At 65.4% G+C, this 18,003-nt stretch carries 18 protein-coding genes; 11 read left to right on the forward strand and 7 right to left on the reverse strand.

All coding sequences use genetic code 11. The annotated features are described in order from the left end of the window. Nucleotides 1-2: 2 nt before the first annotated feature. The 8 genes from bioF to CR917_RS20345 all read left to right on the forward strand — a co-directional run bounded on the left by bioF (nt 3) and on the right by CR917_RS20345 (nt 9,271). The gene (bioF, locus tag CR917_RS20310; protein ID WP_054915978.1) at nt 3-1,175 is read left to right on the forward strand and encodes an 8-amino-7-oxononanoate synthase; all 1,173 of its coding nucleotides are present in this window, start codon (nt 3-5) and stop codon (nt 1,173-1,175) included. Beyond that, the gene (locus tag CR917_RS20315) at nt 1,168-1,899 is read left to right on the forward strand and encodes an alpha/beta fold hydrolase (RefSeq protein WP_058541820.1); all 732 of its coding nucleotides are present in this window, start codon (nt 1,168-1,170) and stop codon (nt 1,897-1,899) included. Before bioF ends, CR917_RS20315 begins: the two co-directional genes overlap by 8 nt. Next, complete coding sequence (gene bioC / locus CR917_RS20320) at nt 1,892-2,716, forward strand: malonyl-ACP O-methyltransferase BioC (RefSeq protein ID WP_078480862.1); 825 nt, start codon at nt 1,892-1,894, stop codon at nt 2,714-2,716. Before CR917_RS20315 ends, bioC begins: the two co-directional genes overlap by 8 nt. A 1-nt stretch (nt 2,717) precedes the next feature. After that, complete coding sequence (gene bioD, locus CR917_RS20325) at nt 2,718-3,398, forward strand: dethiobiotin synthase (protein ID WP_043863682.1); 681 nt, start codon at nt 2,718-2,720, stop codon at nt 3,396-3,398. A 119-nt stretch (nt 3,399-3,517) separates the two neighbouring features. Next, nucleotides 3,518-3,814 (forward strand): hypothetical protein, encoded by a 297-nt coding sequence (locus tag CR917_RS20330; protein ID WP_043863683.1) that lies wholly within the window; start codon nt 3,518-3,520, stop codon nt 3,812-3,814. A gap of 268 nt (nt 3,815-4,082) precedes the next feature. Continuing rightward, nucleotides 4,083-5,888, forward strand: coding sequence for a phenylacyl-CoA dehydrogenase (locus CR917_RS20335; RefSeq protein ID WP_104572861.1), 1,806 nt, complete (start codon nt 4,083-4,085; stop codon nt 5,886-5,888). Between the two features lie 198 nt (nt 5,889-6,086). Next, nucleotides 6,087-7,370, forward strand: coding sequence for a GGDEF domain-containing protein (locus CR917_RS20340; RefSeq protein WP_043863685.1), 1,284 nt, complete (start codon nt 6,087-6,089; stop codon nt 7,368-7,370). 122 nt (nt 7,371-7,492) lie between these two features. Continuing rightward, on the forward strand, nt 7,493-9,271 hold the full coding sequence (locus tag CR917_RS20345; protein ID WP_104572862.1) for an acyl-CoA dehydrogenase C-terminal domain-containing protein: 1,779 nt from the start codon (nt 7,493-7,495) through the stop codon (nt 9,269-9,271). A gap of 229 nt (nt 9,272-9,500) precedes the next feature. On the opposite strand, the gene CR917_RS20350 is transcribed toward CR917_RS20345, so the two are convergent. Next, on the reverse strand, nt 9,501-10,421 hold the full coding sequence (locus CR917_RS20350) for a LysR family transcriptional regulator (RefSeq protein WP_043863687.1): 921 nt from the start codon (nt 10,419-10,421) through the stop codon (nt 9,501-9,503). Nucleotides 10,422-10,523: 102 nt separating this feature from the next. On the opposite strand from CR917_RS20350, the gene CR917_RS20355 reads away from it, so the two are divergent. The 3 genes from CR917_RS20355 (at nt 10,524) to CR917_RS20365 (ending at nt 12,812) form a co-directional block, all read left to right on the forward strand. Further along, the gene (locus CR917_RS20355; protein ID WP_058541823.1) at nt 10,524-11,222 is read left to right on the forward strand and encodes an MOSC domain-containing protein; all 699 of its coding nucleotides are present in this window, start codon (nt 10,524-10,526) and stop codon (nt 11,220-11,222) included. Beyond that, on the forward strand, nt 11,219-12,490 hold the full coding sequence (locus CR917_RS20360) for an aspartate aminotransferase family protein (RefSeq protein WP_043863689.1): 1,272 nt from the start codon (nt 11,219-11,221) through the stop codon (nt 12,488-12,490). The genes CR917_RS20355 and CR917_RS20360 overlap by 4 nt, the downstream gene beginning before the upstream one ends. Nucleotides 12,491-12,653: 163 nt before the next feature. Then, nucleotides 12,654-12,812, forward strand: a complete 159-nt coding sequence (locus tag CR917_RS20365; RefSeq protein ID WP_011063854.1) for a YqaE/Pmp3 family membrane protein — start codon at nt 12,654-12,656, stop codon at nt 12,810-12,812. A gap of 97 nt (nt 12,813-12,909) precedes the next feature. Here the strand turns inward: CR917_RS20365 and CR917_RS20370 are convergent, their stop codons facing one another. From CR917_RS20370 to pqqA, 6 genes are all read right to left on the reverse strand, one after another. Next, on the reverse strand, nt 12,910-14,745 hold the full coding sequence (locus CR917_RS20370) for a S9 family peptidase (RefSeq protein ID WP_104572863.1): 1,836 nt from the start codon (nt 14,743-14,745) through the stop codon (nt 12,910-12,912). Continuing rightward, the gene (gene pqqE / locus CR917_RS20375) at nt 14,711-15,871 is read right to left on the reverse strand and encodes a pyrroloquinoline quinone biosynthesis protein PqqE (RefSeq protein WP_043863691.1); all 1,161 of its coding nucleotides are present in this window, start codon (nt 15,869-15,871) and stop codon (nt 14,711-14,713) included. The genes CR917_RS20370 and pqqE overlap by 35 nt, the downstream gene beginning before the upstream one ends. Further along, on the reverse strand, nt 15,843-16,118 hold the full coding sequence (gene pqqD / locus CR917_RS20380) for a pyrroloquinoline quinone biosynthesis peptide chaperone PqqD (RefSeq protein ID WP_043863692.1): 276 nt from the start codon (nt 16,116-16,118) through the stop codon (nt 15,843-15,845). Before pqqD ends, pqqE begins: the two co-directional genes overlap by 29 nt. Continuing rightward, nucleotides 16,115-16,870 (reverse strand): pyrroloquinoline-quinone synthase PqqC, encoded by a 756-nt coding sequence (pqqC, locus tag CR917_RS20385; RefSeq protein ID WP_054915971.1) that lies wholly within the window; start codon nt 16,868-16,870, stop codon nt 16,115-16,117. Before pqqC ends, pqqD begins: the two co-directional genes overlap by 4 nt. An 8-nt stretch (nt 16,871-16,878) precedes the next feature. Next, nucleotides 16,879-17,790, reverse strand: a complete 912-nt coding sequence (gene pqqB, locus CR917_RS20390; RefSeq protein WP_054915970.1) for a pyrroloquinoline quinone biosynthesis protein PqqB — start codon at nt 17,788-17,790, stop codon at nt 16,879-16,881. 67 nt (nt 17,791-17,857) lie between these two features. Further along, nucleotides 17,858-17,929, reverse strand: a complete 72-nt coding sequence (gene pqqA, locus CR917_RS20395; RefSeq protein WP_008365141.1) for a pyrroloquinoline quinone precursor peptide PqqA — start codon at nt 17,927-17,929, stop codon at nt 17,858-17,860. Nucleotides 17,930-18,003: the final 74 nt, after the last annotated feature.

Consider the following 18,003-nt stretch of genomic DNA (forward strand, 5'->3'; position numbering starts at 1 on the left):
CCATGAGCTTTGATCTGAGTGCGCGCCTGGAACAACGGCGCGCTGCGGCGCTGTATCGCCAGCGCCCCCTGCTGCAGAGCCCGCAGGGGCCGCAGGTGATGGTGGACGGCACGCCGTTGCTGGCGTTTTGCAGCAACGACTACCTGGGCCTGGCCAACCACCCCGAGGTGATCGACGCCTGGCGTGCGGGCGCTGAGCGTTGGGGCGTGGGCGGCGGGGCGTCGCACCTGGTGATCGGCCACAGCTCGCCGCACCATGAACTGGAACTGGCCCTGGCCGAGTTTACCGGTCGCCCGCGCGCGCTGCTGTTCACCACCGGCTACCTGGCCAACCTGGGTGCGTTGACCGCGCTGGTGGGGCAGGGCGACAGCGTGCTGCAGGATCGCCTCAACCATGCTTCGCTGCTGGATGGCGGGTTGCTCAGTGGCGCGCGCTTCAGCCGCTACCTGCACAACGATGCCGACAGCCTCGGCAAGCGCCTGGACAAGGCCACCGGCAATGCGCTGGTGGTCACCGATGGCGTGTTCAGCATGGACGGCGACATCGCCGACCTGCCGGCACTGGCTGCCCAGGCGCAGGCCAGGGGCGCCTGGCTGATGGTCGACGATGCCCATGGCTTCGGCACCCTGGGCCGCCACGGCGGTGGCGTGGTGGAGCATTTCGGCCTGGACATGGAGCAGGTACCGGTGCTGGTCGGCACCCTGGGCAAGGCCTTCGGTACCGCCGGTGCGTTCGTCGCCGGCAGTGAGGAACTGATCGAGTGCCTGATCCAGTTCGCCCGCCCGTACATCTATACCACCAGCCAGCCACCGGCCCTGGCCTGCGCCACGCTCAGGAGCCTGCAACTGCTGCGTGACGAGCACTGGCGCCGCGAGCACCTGGCGGCGCTGATCCGCCAGTTCCGTCAGGGTGCCGAGCAGATCGGCCTGCACCTGATGGACAGTTTCACGCCGATCCAGCCGATTCTGATCGGCGATGCCGCAAGGGCCATGCGGCTGTCGGCGATGTTGCGCGAGCGCGGGCTGATGGTCACGGCGATCCGTCCACCGACGGTGCCGGCCGGCAGTGCCCGGCTGCGCGTGACCCTGACCGCCGCCCACAGCGCCGCGCAGGTACAGCTATTGTTGAATGCATTGGCCGAGTGTCATTCGCTGCTGGAGCCTGCTGATGCGTGATCGACTGATTCTGTTGCCGGGCTGGGGCCTGGGTACCGCTGCACTGGAGCCGCTGGCCGCGAGCTTGCGCGCCCTGGATGCCAAGCTGCACGTGGAGCTGGTGCCTCTGCCGGAGCTGGATGGCAGTGACGTGCCTGTATGGCTGGATCACCTGGACCGCACGTTGCCTACCGACACCTGGCTGGGAGGCTGGTCGCTGGGCGGCATGCTCGCCGCCGAGCTGGCGGCGCGACGCGGCGATCACTGCTGCGGGCTGGTGACGCTGGGCAGCAACGCCAGCTTCGTGGCCCGTGCGGACTGGCCCCATGGCATGCCGACCGACACCTTCAATACCTTTCTCGACGGTTGCCGTAGCCATACGCAAGTGACGCTCAAGCGCTTCAAGTCGCTGTGCAGCCAGGGCGCCCAGGCGCCGCGCAGCCTGGCGCGGTTGCTGGAGGTGGGGGTGCCGGCAACCGACCCGCTGTACCTGGCCACGGGCCTGGAGGTATTGCGGAAACTCGATACCCGGGCTGCGCTGAGCAACTTCGGCGGCCCGCAGTTGCACCTGTTCGCAGGCAGCGACGCGCTGGTGCCGGTCGAGGCGGCCAAGGCGCTGTTCGAACTGCTGCAGGACGTCGAGGTGGGCATTGTCGAGGACAGCGCCCACGCCTTCCTGCTGGAGCACGCCCAGGCGTTGGCGACCTTTATCAAGACCTTCCTGCACGAGAGTGGCGATGACTGATCTTTCCCTGCCCAGGCTGCCCGGCGCCTTGCCCGACAAGCGCCAGGTGGCGGCCTCGTTTTCCCGTGCTGCAGCCAGCTACGACAGTGTCGCCGCGTTGCAGCGGGCGGTGGGCGCTCATCTGCTGGCGCAGCTGCCCGCCGATTTGCAACCGCGTTGCTGGATCGATCTGGGCAGTGGCACCGGGCATTTCAGCCGGCACTTGCAGCAACGTTATCCACAAGGGCTGGGTGTAGCGGTGGATATCGCCGAAGGCATGCTGCTGCATGCCCGTGAGCTGGGGGGCGCGCATTACCATGTGGCGGGCGATGCCGAGCGTCTGCCGCTGCGTGATGGCAGCGCCGGGCTGATCTTCTCCAGCCTGGCGGTGCAGTGGTGCGCCGACCTGGCTGCGGTGCTGCGTGAAGCGCAGCGGGTTCTGCAGCCTGGGGGCGTGCTGGCGTTCGCCAGCCTGTGCGTGGGCACGCTGTTCGAGCTGCGTGAAAGCTGGCAGGCGGTGGACGGGCTGGTGCACGTCAATCGCTTCCGCCCTCTGGCGGACTACCAGCGTCTGTGTGCCGACAGCGGGCTGCAGGTGCTCGGGCTGGAGGCCCGGCCCCATGTACTGCATTACCCCGATGTGCGCAGCCTGACCCATGAGCTCAAGGCGCTGGGCGCACACAACCTCAACCCCGGTCGCCCCGCCGGCCTGACCGGCAGGGCACGCATGCAGGGCCTGCTGCAGGCCTACGAGCGCTTTCGCCAGCCGCAGGGACTGCCCGCCACCTATCAGGTAGTCTATGCGGTACTGCACAAGCCGCAGCACCAGGGGGATTGAGATGCATGCTGCCTATTTCATCGCCGGCACCGATACCGATGTGGGCAAGACCACCATTGCCGCCGGCCTGCTGCATGCGGCACGTCTGGCCGGCCTGAGTACCCTTGGGGCCAAGCCGGTAGCGTCGGGCTGCGAGGTGACCCCCAAGGGCCTGCGCAACGCCGATGCACTGGCCCTGATCGCGCAAAGCAGCCTCACGCTGCCCTATGCGCAGCTCAACCCTTTTGCCTTCGAGCCCGCCATCGCCCCGCACCTGGCGGCCCGCGAGGCGGGTGTTGCGCTGAGCGTGCAGGCGTTGCTGGCGCCGATGCGCACGGTGCTGGCGCACAACGCCGATTTCACCCTGATCGAAGGGGCGGGTGGCTGGCGGGTGCCGTTGTCCGATCAGGCCAATCTGTCGGACCTGGCGATTGCGCTCAAGCTGCCGGTGATCCTGGTGGTAGGCGTGCGCCTGGGTTGCATCAACCATGCGCTGCTCAGTGCCGAGGCGATTGCCCGCGATGGCCTGCAACTGGCCGGCTGGGTGGCGAACATCATCGAGCCGCGCACCTCGCGCCTGGAGGAGAACCTGGCTTCGCTTGCCGAACGCCTGCCGGCCCCCTGCCTGGGCCGGGTGCCAAAACTCAAGGTGGCCAGCGCCGAGGCGGTGGCCGCATACCTGCAGCTGGATTTGCTCGACTAGGCTGAGTCTATTGAAGGGCACTGTGCCATTAGTGTTTTTGACGGGCCTTTTGCCGGGTTGTCTGCTTCAATAGGGGCCGTTGATATCATCTGTGCCTTCCGTCACCTGGAGAGTTTGAAATGGAAATCTCGGGCAGTTCCGCATTCTATGCCGGCCTGGGCGCCATTCAGAGCGGCCAGAACCGCGTCGATCAGGCCGCCAGCCAGATCGCCAACACCACTGTCGAACGTGCTGCCACCAGCCAGTCCAGCGACTACCAGGCCGAACGCCTGCGCTCGGTCGACCGCAGCCAGCAGATGGACCTGGCCACCAGCACCGTCGAACTTGCCCTGGGCAAGCATCAGGTCGAGCTGGGTGTCAAAGTGGCCAAGGCCTCCGACGAAATGCTCGGCACGCTGATCGATACCTACGCCTGAGCCAGCCGGCCCTCGCATCTTCCCGGTTTTACCCCTACATCCTGACTCGACGCCCTGGCCCAAGGCCGGGCGCCTTGTCGTGCCTGCGTTCTGGCGAGCGGGGCCGGAGCGTAGCCTGCCATGGCAGAAATGCCCTCATGGGGGTGCTTGACAAGGTTTCGGCGTAAACGTATGTTTCAAACAACTGTTTGACCGAAAGCCGCCTAGAGCTGGTCGGTGTATGTCGCGGTCTCCCTATTCAAGGATCCATCAGCAGAGGTTCATCGCTATGCCTGATTACAAAGCCCCCTTGCGTGATATTCGTTTCGTTCGCGATGAACTGCTGGGCTACGAAGCGCACTATCAGAGCCTGCCGGCTTGCCAGGACGCCACCCCCGACATGGTCGATGCGATCCTCGAGGAAGGCGCCAAGTTTTGTGAACAGGTACTGGCCCCGCTGAACCGTGTGGGCGACCTGGAAGGCTGCACCTGGAGCGAGTCGGGCGTTAAGACCCCCACCGGCTTCAAGGAAGCCTACAAGCAGTTCGTCGAAGGCGGCTGGCCGAGCCTGGCCCATGACGTCGATCACGGCGGCCAGGGTCTGCCCGAGTCGCTGGGCCTGGCGGTCAGCGAAATGGTCGGCGAGTCGAACTGGTCGTGGGGCATGTACCCAGGCCTGTCGCACGGCGCGATGAACACCATCTCCGAGCACGGCACCGCCGAGCAGCAGAACACCTACCTGACCAAGCTGGTATCCGGCGAATGGACCGGCACCATGTGCCTGACCGAACCGCACTGCGGTACCGACCTGGGCATGCTGCGCACCAAGGCCGAACCTCAGGCCGACGGTTCCTACAAGGTCACCGGCACCAAGATCTTCATCTCGGCCGGTGAACACGACATGGCCGACAACATCGTGCACATCGTGCTGGCGCGCCTGCCCGATGCACCGGCCGGCACCAAAGGCATCTCGCTGTTCATCGTGCCCAAGTTCCTGCCGACCGCCGAAGGCAGTGTGGGCGAGCGCAACGCCGTTTCCTGTGGCTCCATCGAACACAAGATGGGCATCCACGGCAACGCCACCTGCGTGATGAACTTCGACGCCGCCACCGGCTACCTGATCGGCCCGGCCAACAAGGGCCTGAACTGCATGTTCACCTTCATGAACACCGCTCGCCTGGGTACCGCGCTGCAAGGCCTGGCCCACGCCGAAGTGGCGTTCCAGGGTGGCCTGAAGTATGCCCGCGACCGCCTGCAGATGCGTTCGCTGACCGGCCCCAAGGCGCCGGACAAGGCGGCTGACCCGATCATCGTCCACCCGGACGTGCGTCGCATGCTGCTGACCATGAAAGCCTTCGCCGAAGGCAACCGCGCGATGGTGTACTTCACCGCCAAGCAGGTCGACATCGTCAAGTACAGCCAGGACGAAGAAGAGAAGAAGAAGGCCGACGCACTGCTGGCCTTCATGACCCCGATCGCCAAGGCGTTCATGACCGAAGTCGGCTTCGAGTCGGCCAACCACGGCGTGCAGATCTACGGCGGCCACGGCTTCATCGCCGAGTGGGGCATGGAGCAGAACGTTCGCGACAGCCGCATCTCGATGCTGTACGAAGGCACCACCGGCATCCAGGCGCTGGACCTGCTGGGCCGCAAGGTGCTGATGACCCAGGGCGAGGCGCTCAAGGGCTTCACCAAGATCGTGCACAAGTTCGTCCAGAACAACGAAGGCAACGAGGCCATCAGCGAGTTCGTCGCGCCATTGGCCAAGTTGAACAAGGAGTGGGGCGAACTGACCATGAAGGTCGGCATGGCCGCTATGAAGGACCGCGAAGAAGTCGGTGCCGCCTCGGTGGACTACCTGATGTACTCCGGTTACGCCTGCCTGGCCTACTTCTGGGCCGACATGGCGCGCCTGGCCGCCGAGAAACTGGCTGCCGGCACCAGCGAAGAGGCGTTCTACACCGCCAAGCTGCAGACCGCTCGCTTCTACTTCCAGCGCATCCTGCCGCGGACCCGCACGCATGTGGAAACCATGCTGTCGGGCGCGAGCAACCTGATGGACATGAACGAAGAGCACTTCGGCCTCTCGTACTGAGTCATCGCCTGAAGCAAGAAAGCCCGCCCTTACCGGCGGGTTTTTTTATGCGCCAGTCAGAACCTGATACGAATACGTGCTAAGCCCTGCTCCCACCCTGCCGTTACAAGTGCTGCCGGCATATTCATCTATTCATGTGCGCTGCCGACACATTAAAGGCACAATGCCATTACTTGATCTGCCGGGTCGGAGATTCCCTTGTTTCGTTTATCCGCTGTACGACTGAGCCATTTTCTGCCGTCACTGTTCCTGCTGGTGTCTGGGCTCGCCGCTGCTTATGTCAGAGACCTCAACGTCTTCTTCACCTCGCTGTTCAACGTGCTGCCAACCCTGGTGCTGCTGCTGGGCGGGGCCTACTGCACGGTCTACCGCCGTCAGCGTGAACTGTTCCTGATGGTCACGGTGTATATCGCCTACTTCCTGCTCGACACCCAGACCGACTACTACCGCGACAATGGCGTGGTACGCCAGGACGCCGCCGTGGTGTTCCACCTGGTGTGCCTGTTGCTACCCATCCTGTTTGCGCTGTACGGCGCCTGGCAGGAGCGCACGCACCTGTTCCAGGACATGGTGGCGCGCTTTGCCGTGCTGCTGGCGGTCGGCAGCACGGCGCTGGGGCTGGAGCAGAGCTACCCGCAGGCGCTGCTCAACTGGCTCGCGGAAATCCGCTGGCCGGCGCTGCACGGTCAGTGGATGAGCCTGATCCAGCTGGCCTACCCGGTGTTTCTGCTCGCCTTCATCCTGCTGGTGGTGCAGTACCTGCGCGAACCGCGCCCGCTGCATGCGGCGCAGGTGATCGGTCTGATGGGGATCTTCTGGATGCTGCCGCAGACCTTCATCCTGCCCTTCACCCTGAACATCATGTGCAGCCAGGTGATGCTGATGATCGCCGCCGCGGTCTCCCACGAGGCCTACCAGATGGCGTTTCGCGACGAGCTCACCGGCCTGCCGGGGCGCCGCGCGCTCAACGAGCGCATGCAGCGTCTGGGGCGCAACTATGTGCTGGCGATGACCGACGTCGACCACTTCAAGAAATTCAACGATACCCACGGGCACGACGTGGGCGACCAGGTGCTGCGCCTGGTGGCCAGCAAACTGTCCAAGGTCACCGGCGGGGGCCGCGCCTACCGCTATGGCGGCGAGGAGTTCGCCCTGGTGTTCGCGGCCAAGACCATCGAGGAATGCCTGCCGCACCTGGAGGCGGTGCGCGAGGTGATCGCCAACTACAATATCCAGCTGCGCAACCAGGACAGCCGCCCCCAGGACGACCAGCAGGGGCGACAACGCCGTGGGGCGGCCGGGGCCAGCAGCGTGTCGGTGACCATCAGCATCGGTGCCGCCGAGCGCCTGCCCGAGCACCGCAGCCCCGATGAGGTGCTCAAGTCGGCCGACCAGGCGCTGTACAGTGCCAAGGGAGCGGGGCGTAACTGCACCATGACCTACGGCCACCAGAGCAAGCGTGGAGCGGTGCGCACGGCGTGACCAGAAGTGACTATGCGGTCGCCAGATGACCCTATGTGTCACAAAAGTTGTTAGGTTACACTGGCTCGCAACTGTGTAGCGGCCCTGCGGGGCCGTCCCGACTCAAGGTGTGAGAGGTTGCCATGGCTGACTATAAAGCGCCCCTGCGCGATATGCGCTTCGTCCTCAACGAAGTCTTCGAAGTATCCCGGCTGTGGGCACAACTGCCCGGGCTGGCCGAGGCGGTCGACGAAGAAACCGCACTGGCGGTGCTCGAGGAAGCCGGCAAGGTCACCAGCCAGCGCATCGCTCCGCTGAGCCGCAGCGCCGACGAAGAGGGCTGCCATTGGGACAACGGCGCCGTGCGCACCCCGGCCGGCTTCATCGATGCCTACCGCACCTACGCCGATGGCGGCTGGGTGGGCGTGGGCGGCGACCCTGCCTATGGCGGCATGGGCATGCCCAAGGTGATCTCTGCCCAGGTCGAAGAAATGGTCAACTCCTCGAGCCTGGCCTTCGGCCTGTACCCGATGCTGACCGCCGGTGCCTGCCTGTCGATCAACGCCCATGCCAGCGAAGAGCTCAAGACGCGGTACCTGCCCAACATGTACGCCGGGGTCTGGGCCGGCTCCATGTGCCTGACCGAGCCCCACGCCGGTACCGACCTTGGCATCATCCGTACCCGCGCCGAGCCGCAGGCCGACGGCAGCTACAAGGTCACCGGCACCAAGATCTTCATCACCGGCGGCGAACACGACCTGACCGAGAACATCATCCACCTGGTGCTGGCCAAGCTGCCTGATGCCCCGGCCGGGCCCAAGGGCATCTCGCTGTTCCTGGTGCCCAAGTTCCTGGTCAACCCCGATGGCAGCCTGGGCGAGCGCAACCCGGCCACCTGTGGCTCCATCGAGCACAAGATGGGCATCCAGGCCTCGGCTACCTGCGTGATGAACTTCGACAGCGCCGTGGGCTACCTGGTCGGCGAGCCGAACAAGGGCCTGGCAGCGATGTTCACCATGATGAACTACGAGCGCCTGGGGGTCGGCATCCAGGGCCTGGCATCGGCCGAGCGTTCCTACCAGAACGCCATCGAATACGCCCGCGACCGCCTGCAGAGCCGTGCACCTACCGGGCCCCAGGCCAGGGACAAGACTGCCGACCCGATCATCGTGCACCCCGACGTGCGGCGCATGCTGCTGACCATGAAGGCACTGAACGAAGGCGGCCGGGCTTTCTCCACCTATGTTGCGATGCAGCTCGATACCGCCAAGTTCAGCGAAGACCGCGAGGCCCGCAAGCGCGCCGAAGACCTGGTGGCGCTGCTGACGCCGGTGTCCAAGGCGTTTCTCACCGACCTGGGCCTGGAAGTGACCGTGCATGGCCAGCAGGTGTTCGGCGGCCATGGCTACATTCGTGAGTGGGGCCAGGAGCAACTGGTGCGCGACGTGCGCATCACCCAGATCTACGAAGGCACCAATGGCATCCAGGCCCTGGACCTGATGGGCCGCAAGGTGGTGGGTAGCGGCGGGGCGTTCTACAAACTGTTCGCCGACGAGATCCGCCATTTCATCGCCACCGCCGACACGGCGCTGGGCGAGTTCGTCAAACCGCTGGAGACGGCGCTGGACAGCCTCGACGACCTGACCGCCTGGGTGCTCGACCGCGCCAAGGCGAACCCCAACGAAATCGGCGCGGCGTCGGTGGAGTACCTGCACGCCTTCGGCTACACCGCCTATGCCTACATGTGGGCACTGATGGCCCGCACGGCCCTGGCCAAACAGGGTGAGGACGACTTCTACGCCAGCAAACTGGGCACCGCGCGCTTCTACTTCGCCCGCCTGCTGCCGCGTATTCACTCGCTCAGCGCTTCGGTGAAGGCGGGCAGCGAGTCGTTGTACCTGCTCGACGTGGAACAGTTTTGATCTGACGGCGTCATGTAAGCATTTGCTTACATGACGTGGTGACGTTTGGCCTCTTCCGTAAGATTGGATCCACAGCTAATCTTCACCTCATGGACGTCGCGCAGGATGCGCACAGTACATAACAGGGACACGGAAGGATTTCCTGCCAGGACGGCGGGACGAAAAGGATGTCAGGGAAACAGTCTGCAAAACCCCGCTTCGGCGGGGTTTTCTTTTGCCCGGGTTTTTTCTAGCCGAGCACATCCAGAGGTGAACCGCCGATCTGGCGAGGGTCGATCTCTTCCTCCAGCAGATTGCGCAGCAACTCCACCGACGCCTGCTGGCGCTGCGCATCGCGAAACACCAAGCCTACCTTCAGTGGCACCCGCGGCTCGCTCAGCGGCTTCCAGAGCAGCTCTGGATCGTCCGTGGCGTCGCGCGCACGCCCCGGCAACACGGTTGCCAGCGAGGTATGCGCCAGGCTGTCGAGAATCCCGCCCATGTTGTTCATCTCGGCCTGCACCTGCGGGCGGCGCCCGAGGTTGGCCAGTTGCGCCTGCCAGATCTGGCGTACCTGGAACTCTTCGCCCAGCATCAGCATGGGCAGTTCGGCGGCCTGCTTGAGCGAGACCTTCTTGAATTCGCGCAGCGGGTGCGTGTGCGGGATCACCAGTTGCAGCTCGTCTTCGTACAGCAGCAGGCCGTGAAGGCCCGGCTGGCGCGGCGGCAGGTAGCTGATGCCGATGTCCAGGGTGCCGTTGAGCAGGCGCCGTTCGATCTCCAGCCCCGACAGTTCGTAGATCTGCACCACCAGGTGTGGTTGCGCCTTGCGCAGGCGGTCGAGCAGTTGCGGCACCAGGCTCGGCCGTACCGTCTGCAGCACGCCGATGGCCAGGGTCCGCAAGGCCTGCCCGCGGAAGTTGCGCAACGCCTCGCGGGCGCGTTGCAGGCCGTCGAGCAGGGGCAGGGCGTGGTTGTACAGTGTGTGTGCGGCCAGGGTTGGCAACAGGCGCTTGTTGCCCCGTTCGAACAGGCTCACATCGAGGCTGTGTTCGAGTTGGCGGATCTGCTGCGACAGCGCTGGCTGCGACAGTGAAAGGCGTTCGGCGGCCCGGCCCACATGGCCTTCTTCATACACCGCGACGAAATAACGCAGTTGGCGAAAATCCATAAGCAATACTTATCAAAAAAGCTCGAAAAACGAAATGGCCGAAGGCCCGCGAGAAGCCTAGTCTATCCCGTATTCACAAGGTTTACAGGGCCAGAAGGCGCGATGAATACCGTGTATGTGGATGGCGTTTACATAGGCAAGGCAAAAAATGTCGGTTATGGGTTACTCACCGATATCGATAAGGAACAGGTTGCAAGAAGGCTGTGGTTATGGCCACAGGGGCTGGGCAGCGACGAACACGGCGACCCGCGCTTCCATACCGGCCCCGAGCGGGCCTTGCACCACTATCCGGCCGAGCACTACGCCTGGTGGCGGCGACGTTATCCACAGATCGACTGGTGCGCGCCGGGTTTTGGCGAAAACCTCTCGACCCGCGGCCTTACCGAAGAGCACGTCTGCCTGGGCGACATGTTCCGCTGGGGCGGGGCGCTGCTGCAGGTCAGCCAGCCGCGCTCGCCGTGCTACCGCCTGAGCCATCGCTGGGGCTTGCCGAACCTGCCGCAACAGGCGCAGGACGCGCTGCGCTGCGGCTGGTTCTACCGGGTGCTCAAGCCTGGCTTCGTCAGCGCCGACGAGCCGTTCGAACTGATACAACGCAGCTATCCGGGCCTGACCGTGGCCTGGGCACTGCATACTTTTTACCGTGAACCTCTGGAGCATGCGGGTTTGAAAAAGCTGGTGGATTGTCCGGCCCTCTCGTCACGCTGGCGCGACATCGCGATCAAGCGCCTGCGCAGCGGCCAGGTCGAGGACTGGGCCGCGCGCCTGCTTGGCCTGCCGCTGGAAGGGCTGCGCGCATGAACCTGTTCAATCTGCGTCGCCAGGCGGCGCGCGCTGCCGAGCAGGCACCGGCGCCGGTGGCACTGGCCCAGGCCGAGCAGCTGTCGCGGGAATGCCTGATGCCGGCCACCGAGCGTGCGCCACAGGTGTTCGTGCGCGGCCAGGGTTCATGGCTGTGGGACAACGAAGGCCGCGCCTATCTGGATTTCACCCAGGGTTGCGCGGTGAACAGCCTCGGGCACAGCCCCAAGGCGCTGGTGCAGGCACTGAGCAGCCAGGCCCAGGCATTGATAAACCCCGGCGCCGGCTTTCATAACCGTGGCCTGTTGAGCCTGGTCAACCGCCTGTGCCAGAGCACCGGCAGCGATCAGGCCTACCTGCTCAACAGTGGTGCCGAAGCCTGCGAAGGTGCGATCAAGCTGGCGCGCAAGTGGGGCCAGCTGCATCGCAATGGCGCCTACCACATCATCACTGCGCGCCAGAGCTGCCACGGGCGCAGCCTGGGGGCGCTGTCGGCCTCCGACCCGTCGGCGTGCAACCGCTGCGAGCCCGGCCTGCCGGGTTTCAGCAAAGTGCCGTTCAACGATCTGGCCGCGCTGCATGCAGCAGTGGACTCGCGTACCGTGGCGATCATGCTCGAGCCGATCCAGGGCGAAGCCGGGGTGATCCCGGCCACCCAGCAGTACCTCAAGGGTGTCGAGCGCCTGTGCCGCGAACTGGGCATCCTGCTGATCCTGGATGAGGTGCAGACCGGCGTGGGCCGTTGCGGCGCGCTGCTGGCCGAGCAGACCTACGGCGTGCGCGCCGACATCATCACCCTGGGCAAGGGCCTGGGCGGCGGTGTGCCGCTGGCCGCCCTGCTGGCGCGGGGTACGGCCTGCTGCGCCGAGGCCGGCGAGCTGGAAGGCAGTCACCATGGCAATGCACTGATGAGTGCGGCGGGCCTGGCGATTCTCGATGCCGTGCTGGAGCCGGGCTTCATGGAGCAGGTGCAGGCGTCGGGGCGGCACCTGCGTGATGGCCTGAGCCACCTGGCGGGGCGTTATGGCCAGGGCGAGGTGCGCGGCCAGGGCTTGCTGTGGGGCCTGGAGCTGAGCGACGACTCGGCCGCGGCCCTGGTCAAGGCGGCGCTGCAGGAAGGGCTGCTGCTCAATGCGGCGCAGGCCAATGTGCTGCGCTTTTCGCCGGCGCTGACCGTCAGCCGCGGCAACATCGACGAAATGCTGCTGCGCCTGGCGCGTGCCTTTGCCCGTGTGCACACGGCGCAACTCAACCAGCGGCGTGCCTGACCCGGTAGCGCCGTACCGAATTCAACGAACCGTCTCGCGTTCCTGCGCATCGCCCCGGGCCTGATCCTTTTGGCCTGGGGCGTTTTTTTATGGGGGATGGCTATTTGAACCAGTGGGGGGTGCTTGCAGTCTGTAGTTAGGACTTTAGACAAGGAGCTGCCCGATGGACCTGATCCGAATTATCTTCGCCATTCTGTTGCCGCCGCTGGGCGTGTTCCTGCAGGTGGGTTTTGGTGGCGCCTTCTGGCTGAACATCCTGCTCACCTTGTGCGGTTACATTCCGGGGATCGTGCACGCGGTGTACATCATCGCCAAGCGCTAGACCGCGTCGCGGCCATCGCCTGTAGGAGCCGGCGTTGCCGGCGAATGGGCCTGTACGGTTCAGACCGCGCTGGGACATTCGCCAGCAAGGCTGGCTCCTACAATGGCAATGGCCGTGACAGAACCTCCCGGTAGAACTTCCACTCCTCTTCCAGCGCATGCGCCAGGTTCGCTGCCGTCCGGAACCCGTGCCGCTCGGTCGGGTAGAAATGCCCTTCGGCACGCACCCCATTGGCCTTCAGCGCCGCCAGCATCGAACGGGTCTGCTCCGGTACCACCACCGCATCCAGTTCGCCCTGGAAGAAAATCACCGGCACCTTGATCTGCGCGGCATGCAGCAGTGGCGTGCGCGCCTGATAACGCTGCACATCCTGATGCGGGTCGCCGATCAGCCAGTCCAGGTAAGCGCCTTCGAACTTGTGCGTGGCGCGCGTCAGCGCCAGCGGGTCGCTGACCCCGTACAGGCTCGCCCCGCCACGGAACACATTCTGGAACGCCAGCGCACACAGCGTGGTGTAGCCCCCGGCGCTGCCCCCGCGGATGAACGCCTGCGTCGGGTCGATCAACCCTTGCCCTGCCAGGAAGTCGACCACCGCGCAGGCATCCTGCACGTCCACTTCGCCCCAGCGCAGGTGCAGGGCCTGGCGATAGGCGCGGCCATAGCCGCTGCTGCCACGGTAGTTGAGGTCGGCCACTGCAAAGCCGCGCTGGGTCCAGTACTGGATGCGCGGGTCGAGCACCGGGAAGCACGCCGAGGTCGGTCCGCCATGCACGAACACCACCAGCGGCGGCGCCTCGACACCATTCATGGCCGGGTAGAAGAAGGCATGCGCCTGGGCATCGCCGCTGGGGTAGGTGATGCTGCGCGGCTGGCTGACCTGTTCGCTGGGCAAGGGCATCGCACCGCCGGCCAGCACCTGAACGGCATGGCTGTGGCGGTCGATGGCGATGACGGCGGGCGTGCTGACGGCAGAGGCGGCGATGGCATACAGGTACCGGTCGTCGATCTCCAGGCAGCGAAAGCGGGTGTAGACGTCACTGAAGTCTTCCAGGGTGCCATCGGCATGATGCACGCCCAGGCGGCTGAAGCCGCCCTCGAACCAGCTCGCCAGGTAGCCGCCGCCGTCCAGGGGCAGCCAGGTGCTGGCGCCCAGTTGCCACGGTGCGCCAGCATGGTCGGCACGCTCGGCCGGCAGTGCTGCCCAGCCCTGCGGGGTTTCGCCCCAGGGTTGCCAGTAGCCGTCACGATCCGACAGGCAGTACAGGCGACCGTCGGCATCGAAGCGCGGCTGCTGCAGCGATTCCGGTTGCGCCTCGCTGCCGGCGATGCAGCGCGGCGCTTCCCAGGTGTGTGCATCGCGGCGTTCGGCGCACAGCAGGCGGGTGGCAGTCCAGGGTTGGTGCGGGCGGCTCCATTCGATCCAGGCCAGGCGCTGGCCGTCGGCGCTGAGGGTGGGAGCGGCATAGAAGTCGGCGCCTTCGGCCAGTACCGTGCGGGTGCCGGCGGCGATCGATACCAGCCGGTGCACATCGGCGTCTTCTTCAACCGCCAGCACCTGGCCGGCGCCCCAGCGCAGGTCACCGTAGCGGCACGGGCCGTGGGTCAGCGGCTGCGGCTGCCCGCCGCCTAGCCCCTGGCTGTAGAGCTGCTGGTCGGCTTCGTTGACGAACACCAGCCCGTCGTCGCTCAGGCAGAAACCGCCGCCGCCATACTCGTAGACGCGGCTGCGCACGCTGAAGCCGTCGGGGGTCAGGCAGCGGGCCTGGCCGTCACGCCACTGCCAGATGCGGCAACCGCCGTCCTGGGGGCGAAACTCGTTCCAGAACAGCCCCAGCGGGCTGCGCTTGAGTTCGGCGTAGTCGGTGCCGGCGGCAACCGCCTGTTGTGCGCTGAAACGCTCAGCCGCGGGCGATGAGACGGGAGTTTCGATCATTGCGGAAGGTCATCTGGTCGATGGTCTGGGTGGCGGTTTCGGCCTCCTCCCGAGCAGCGAGGATGATCCCGTGGTCCGCCGATTTGGCGCAAACCGGGTCGGCATTGCTGGCGTCGCCGGTCAGCATGAAGGCCTGGCAGCGGCAGCCGCCGAAGTCCTTTTCTTTCTCGTCGCAGGAGCGGCACGGCTCGGGCATCCAGTCGTAACCGCGAAAACGATTGAAGCCGAACGAGTCATACCATATGTGCTGCATGCTGTGTTCGCGCACGTTGGGGAATTGTACCGGCAACTGGCGTGCGCCATGGCACGGCAGTGCGGTGCCGTCCGGGGTGACGGTGAGGAAGATGCTGCCCCAGCCGTTCATGCAGCCCTTGGGCCGCTCTTCATAGTAGTCGGGGGTGACGAAGATCAGCTTGCACGGGTTGCCCGCAGCCTGCAGTTTCTCGCGGTATTCGTTGGTGATGCGTTCGGCGCGCTCCAGCTGCGCGCGGGTGGGCAGCAGGCCGGCGCGGTTGAGCTTGGCCCAGCCGTAGAACTGGCACGTGGCGAGCTCGACGAAGTCGGCTTCCAGGGCGATGCACAGCTCGATGATGCGGTCGATCTTGTCGATGTTGTGCCGGTGGGTGACGAAGTTCAGCACCATCGGGTAGCCGTGGGCCTTGACCGCGCGCGCCATCTCCAGCTTCTGCGCGAAGGCTTTCTTCGAGCCGGCCAGCAGGTTGTTGACCTGTTCGTCGCTGGCCTGGAAGCTGATCTGGATGTGGTCCAGCCCGGCGCGCTTGAAGTCGGCGATCTTCTGTTCGGTCAGGCCGATGCCGGAGGTGATCAGGTTGGTGTAGTAGCCCAGGCGGCGCCCCTCGCCGATCAGCTCGGCCAGGTCCTGGCGCACCAGTGGCTCGCCGCCGGAAAAGCCCAGCTGCGCGGCGCCCATTTCACGCGCCTCGGCCATCACCTTGAACCACTGCTCGGTGCTCAACTCCTTGCCCTGCTCGGCGAAGTCCAGCGGGTTGGAGCAGTACGGGCATTGCAGCGGGCAGCGGTAGGTCAGCTCGGCCAGCAGCCACAGCGGCAGGCCGACTGCGGGCTTGGCCGGTACCTCACTCAAGGACGATCCAGTGTTGCTCACGGGCGACCTCCATGAATTGCTCGATGTCGTCACCGAGTTCGGGTACACCGGGGAATTGAACGTCCAGCTCGGCAATGATCGCGGCCACATCGCGCTTGCCGTCGATCAGCCCGCCGATCAGCGCGGCGCTTTCGTTGAGCTTGATCATGCCTTCGGGGTAGAGCAGCACATGGCCCTTCTGCGCCGGTTCGTACTGGAAGCGGTAGCCGGGTCGCCAGTGCGGCGTCTTCGAACGGTCGAAACTCATAAGGTGATCCCCTTGTGCCACACCCGCTCGCTGGTGACGCTGTGGTAGGGCGGGCGGTTCAGTTCATAGGCCATGCTCATGGCGTCGAGCATGCTCCACAGAATATCGAGCTTGAACTGAAGAATCTCCAGCATGCGTTGTTGACCCTGCACCGTGGTGTAGTGCTGCAGGGTGATGCTCAGGCCATGCTCCACATCGCGCCGGGCCTGGCCCAGGCGGGTGCGGAAGTACTCGTAGCCGGCCGGGTCGATCCAGGGATAGTGCTGTGGCCAGCTGTCCAGGCGTGACTGGTGGATCTGCGGGGCGAACAGTTCGGTCAGCGAGCTGCTGGCCGCTTCCTGCCAGCTGGCACGGCGGGCGAAGTTGACGTAGGCGTCGACCGCGAAGCGCACGCCGGGCAGCACCAGCTCCTGCGAGCGTAGCTGGTCGGGGTCCAGGCCCACGGCCTGGCCCAGGCGCAGCCAGGCTTCGATGCCGCCGTCTTCGCCGGGGGCGCCGTCGTGGTCGAGCAGGCGCTGGATCCACTCACGGCGGATCTCGCGGTCCGGGCAGTTGGCCAGGATCGCCGCATCCTTCATCGGGATGTTGACCTGGTAGTAGAAGCGGTTGGCGACCCAGCCCTGGATCTGCTCGCGGCTGGCGCGGCCTTCATACATGGCCACGTGGTAGGGGTGATGGATGTGGTAGTAGGCGCCCTTGGCGCGCAAGGCCTGCTCGAACGCGGCGGGGGAAAGCGGTACGGCTTCGCTCATGGGGGCTCCTACAGCTCGATGCTCATGCCGTCGAAGGCCACTTCGACGTTGCGGCGGGCCAGTTCGGCGCGCTCGGCGGAGTCTTCATCGAGAATCGGGTTGGTGTTGTTGATGTGGATAAGTACCTTGCGCTGGTCGGGGAAGCCTTCGAGTACCTCGAGCATGCCGCCGGGGCCATTCTGTGCCAGGTGACCCATCTCGCGGCCCGTGCGGGTACCGACACCGCGGCGCTGCATCTCATCATCCTCCCACAGCGTGCCGTCGACCAGCAGGCAATCGGCGTCGTGCATCAGTTGCAGCAGCTTGTCGTCGAACTGGCCAAGGCCCGGGGCGTAGAACAGCTTGCCGCCGGTGCGCAGGTCTTCGACCATCAGCCCCAGGTTGTCGCCCGGGTGCGGGTCGAAGCGGTGCGGCGAGTAGGGCGGCGCGGCGCTGCGCAGCGGGAACGGGGTAAAGCGCAGGTTCGGGCACGCCTCGATCACGAAGCTGCCTTCGAGCTCTATGCGGTTCCACTGCAGGCCACCGTTCCAGTGGCTGAGCATGGTGAACAGAGGGAAGCCGGTGCTCAGGTCCTGGTGGACCATGTCGGTGCACCACACCTGGTGCGGGCAACCTTCGCGCAGGCTGAGCAGGCCGGTGGTGTGGTCGATTTGGCTGTCGAGCAGGATGATCGCGTTGATCCCGGTGTCGCGCAGGGCGCGGGCCGGCTGCATGGGGGCGAAGCCTTGCAGCTGCGCGCGGATGTCCGGCGAGGCGTTGCACAGCACCCAGTGCACCCCGTCGTCGGACAGCGCGATCGAGGACTGGGTGCGTGCGCTGGCGCGCAAGGTGCCGTCGCGAAAGCCCTTGCAGTTGTCGCAGTTGCAGTTCCACTGCGGGAAACCGCCGCCGGCGGCGGAACCTAGAATCTGGATGTACATGGCCACTCCTGCTGCGTCCAAAAATGAAAACGCCCCGGCTGACCGAGGCGTTGTACCGCAAGCAGACTCAGCGACTTGCGAAATACATGGTCACTTCAAAGCCAATACGCAGGTCAGTGTAAGCAGGTTTGGTCCACATGGGAGTACTCCTTCCGGATAGGTCTGGGGGCGGGTGGCTACATATTTAGGCCCCCCTTTGAAACAAGGGGTTAC

The sequence above is a fragment of the Pseudomonas sp. BRM28 genome (genome assembly GCF_002939405.1).
Lineage (GTDB): Bacteria > Pseudomonadota > Gammaproteobacteria > Pseudomonadales > Pseudomonadaceae > Aquipseudomonas > Aquipseudomonas palmensis.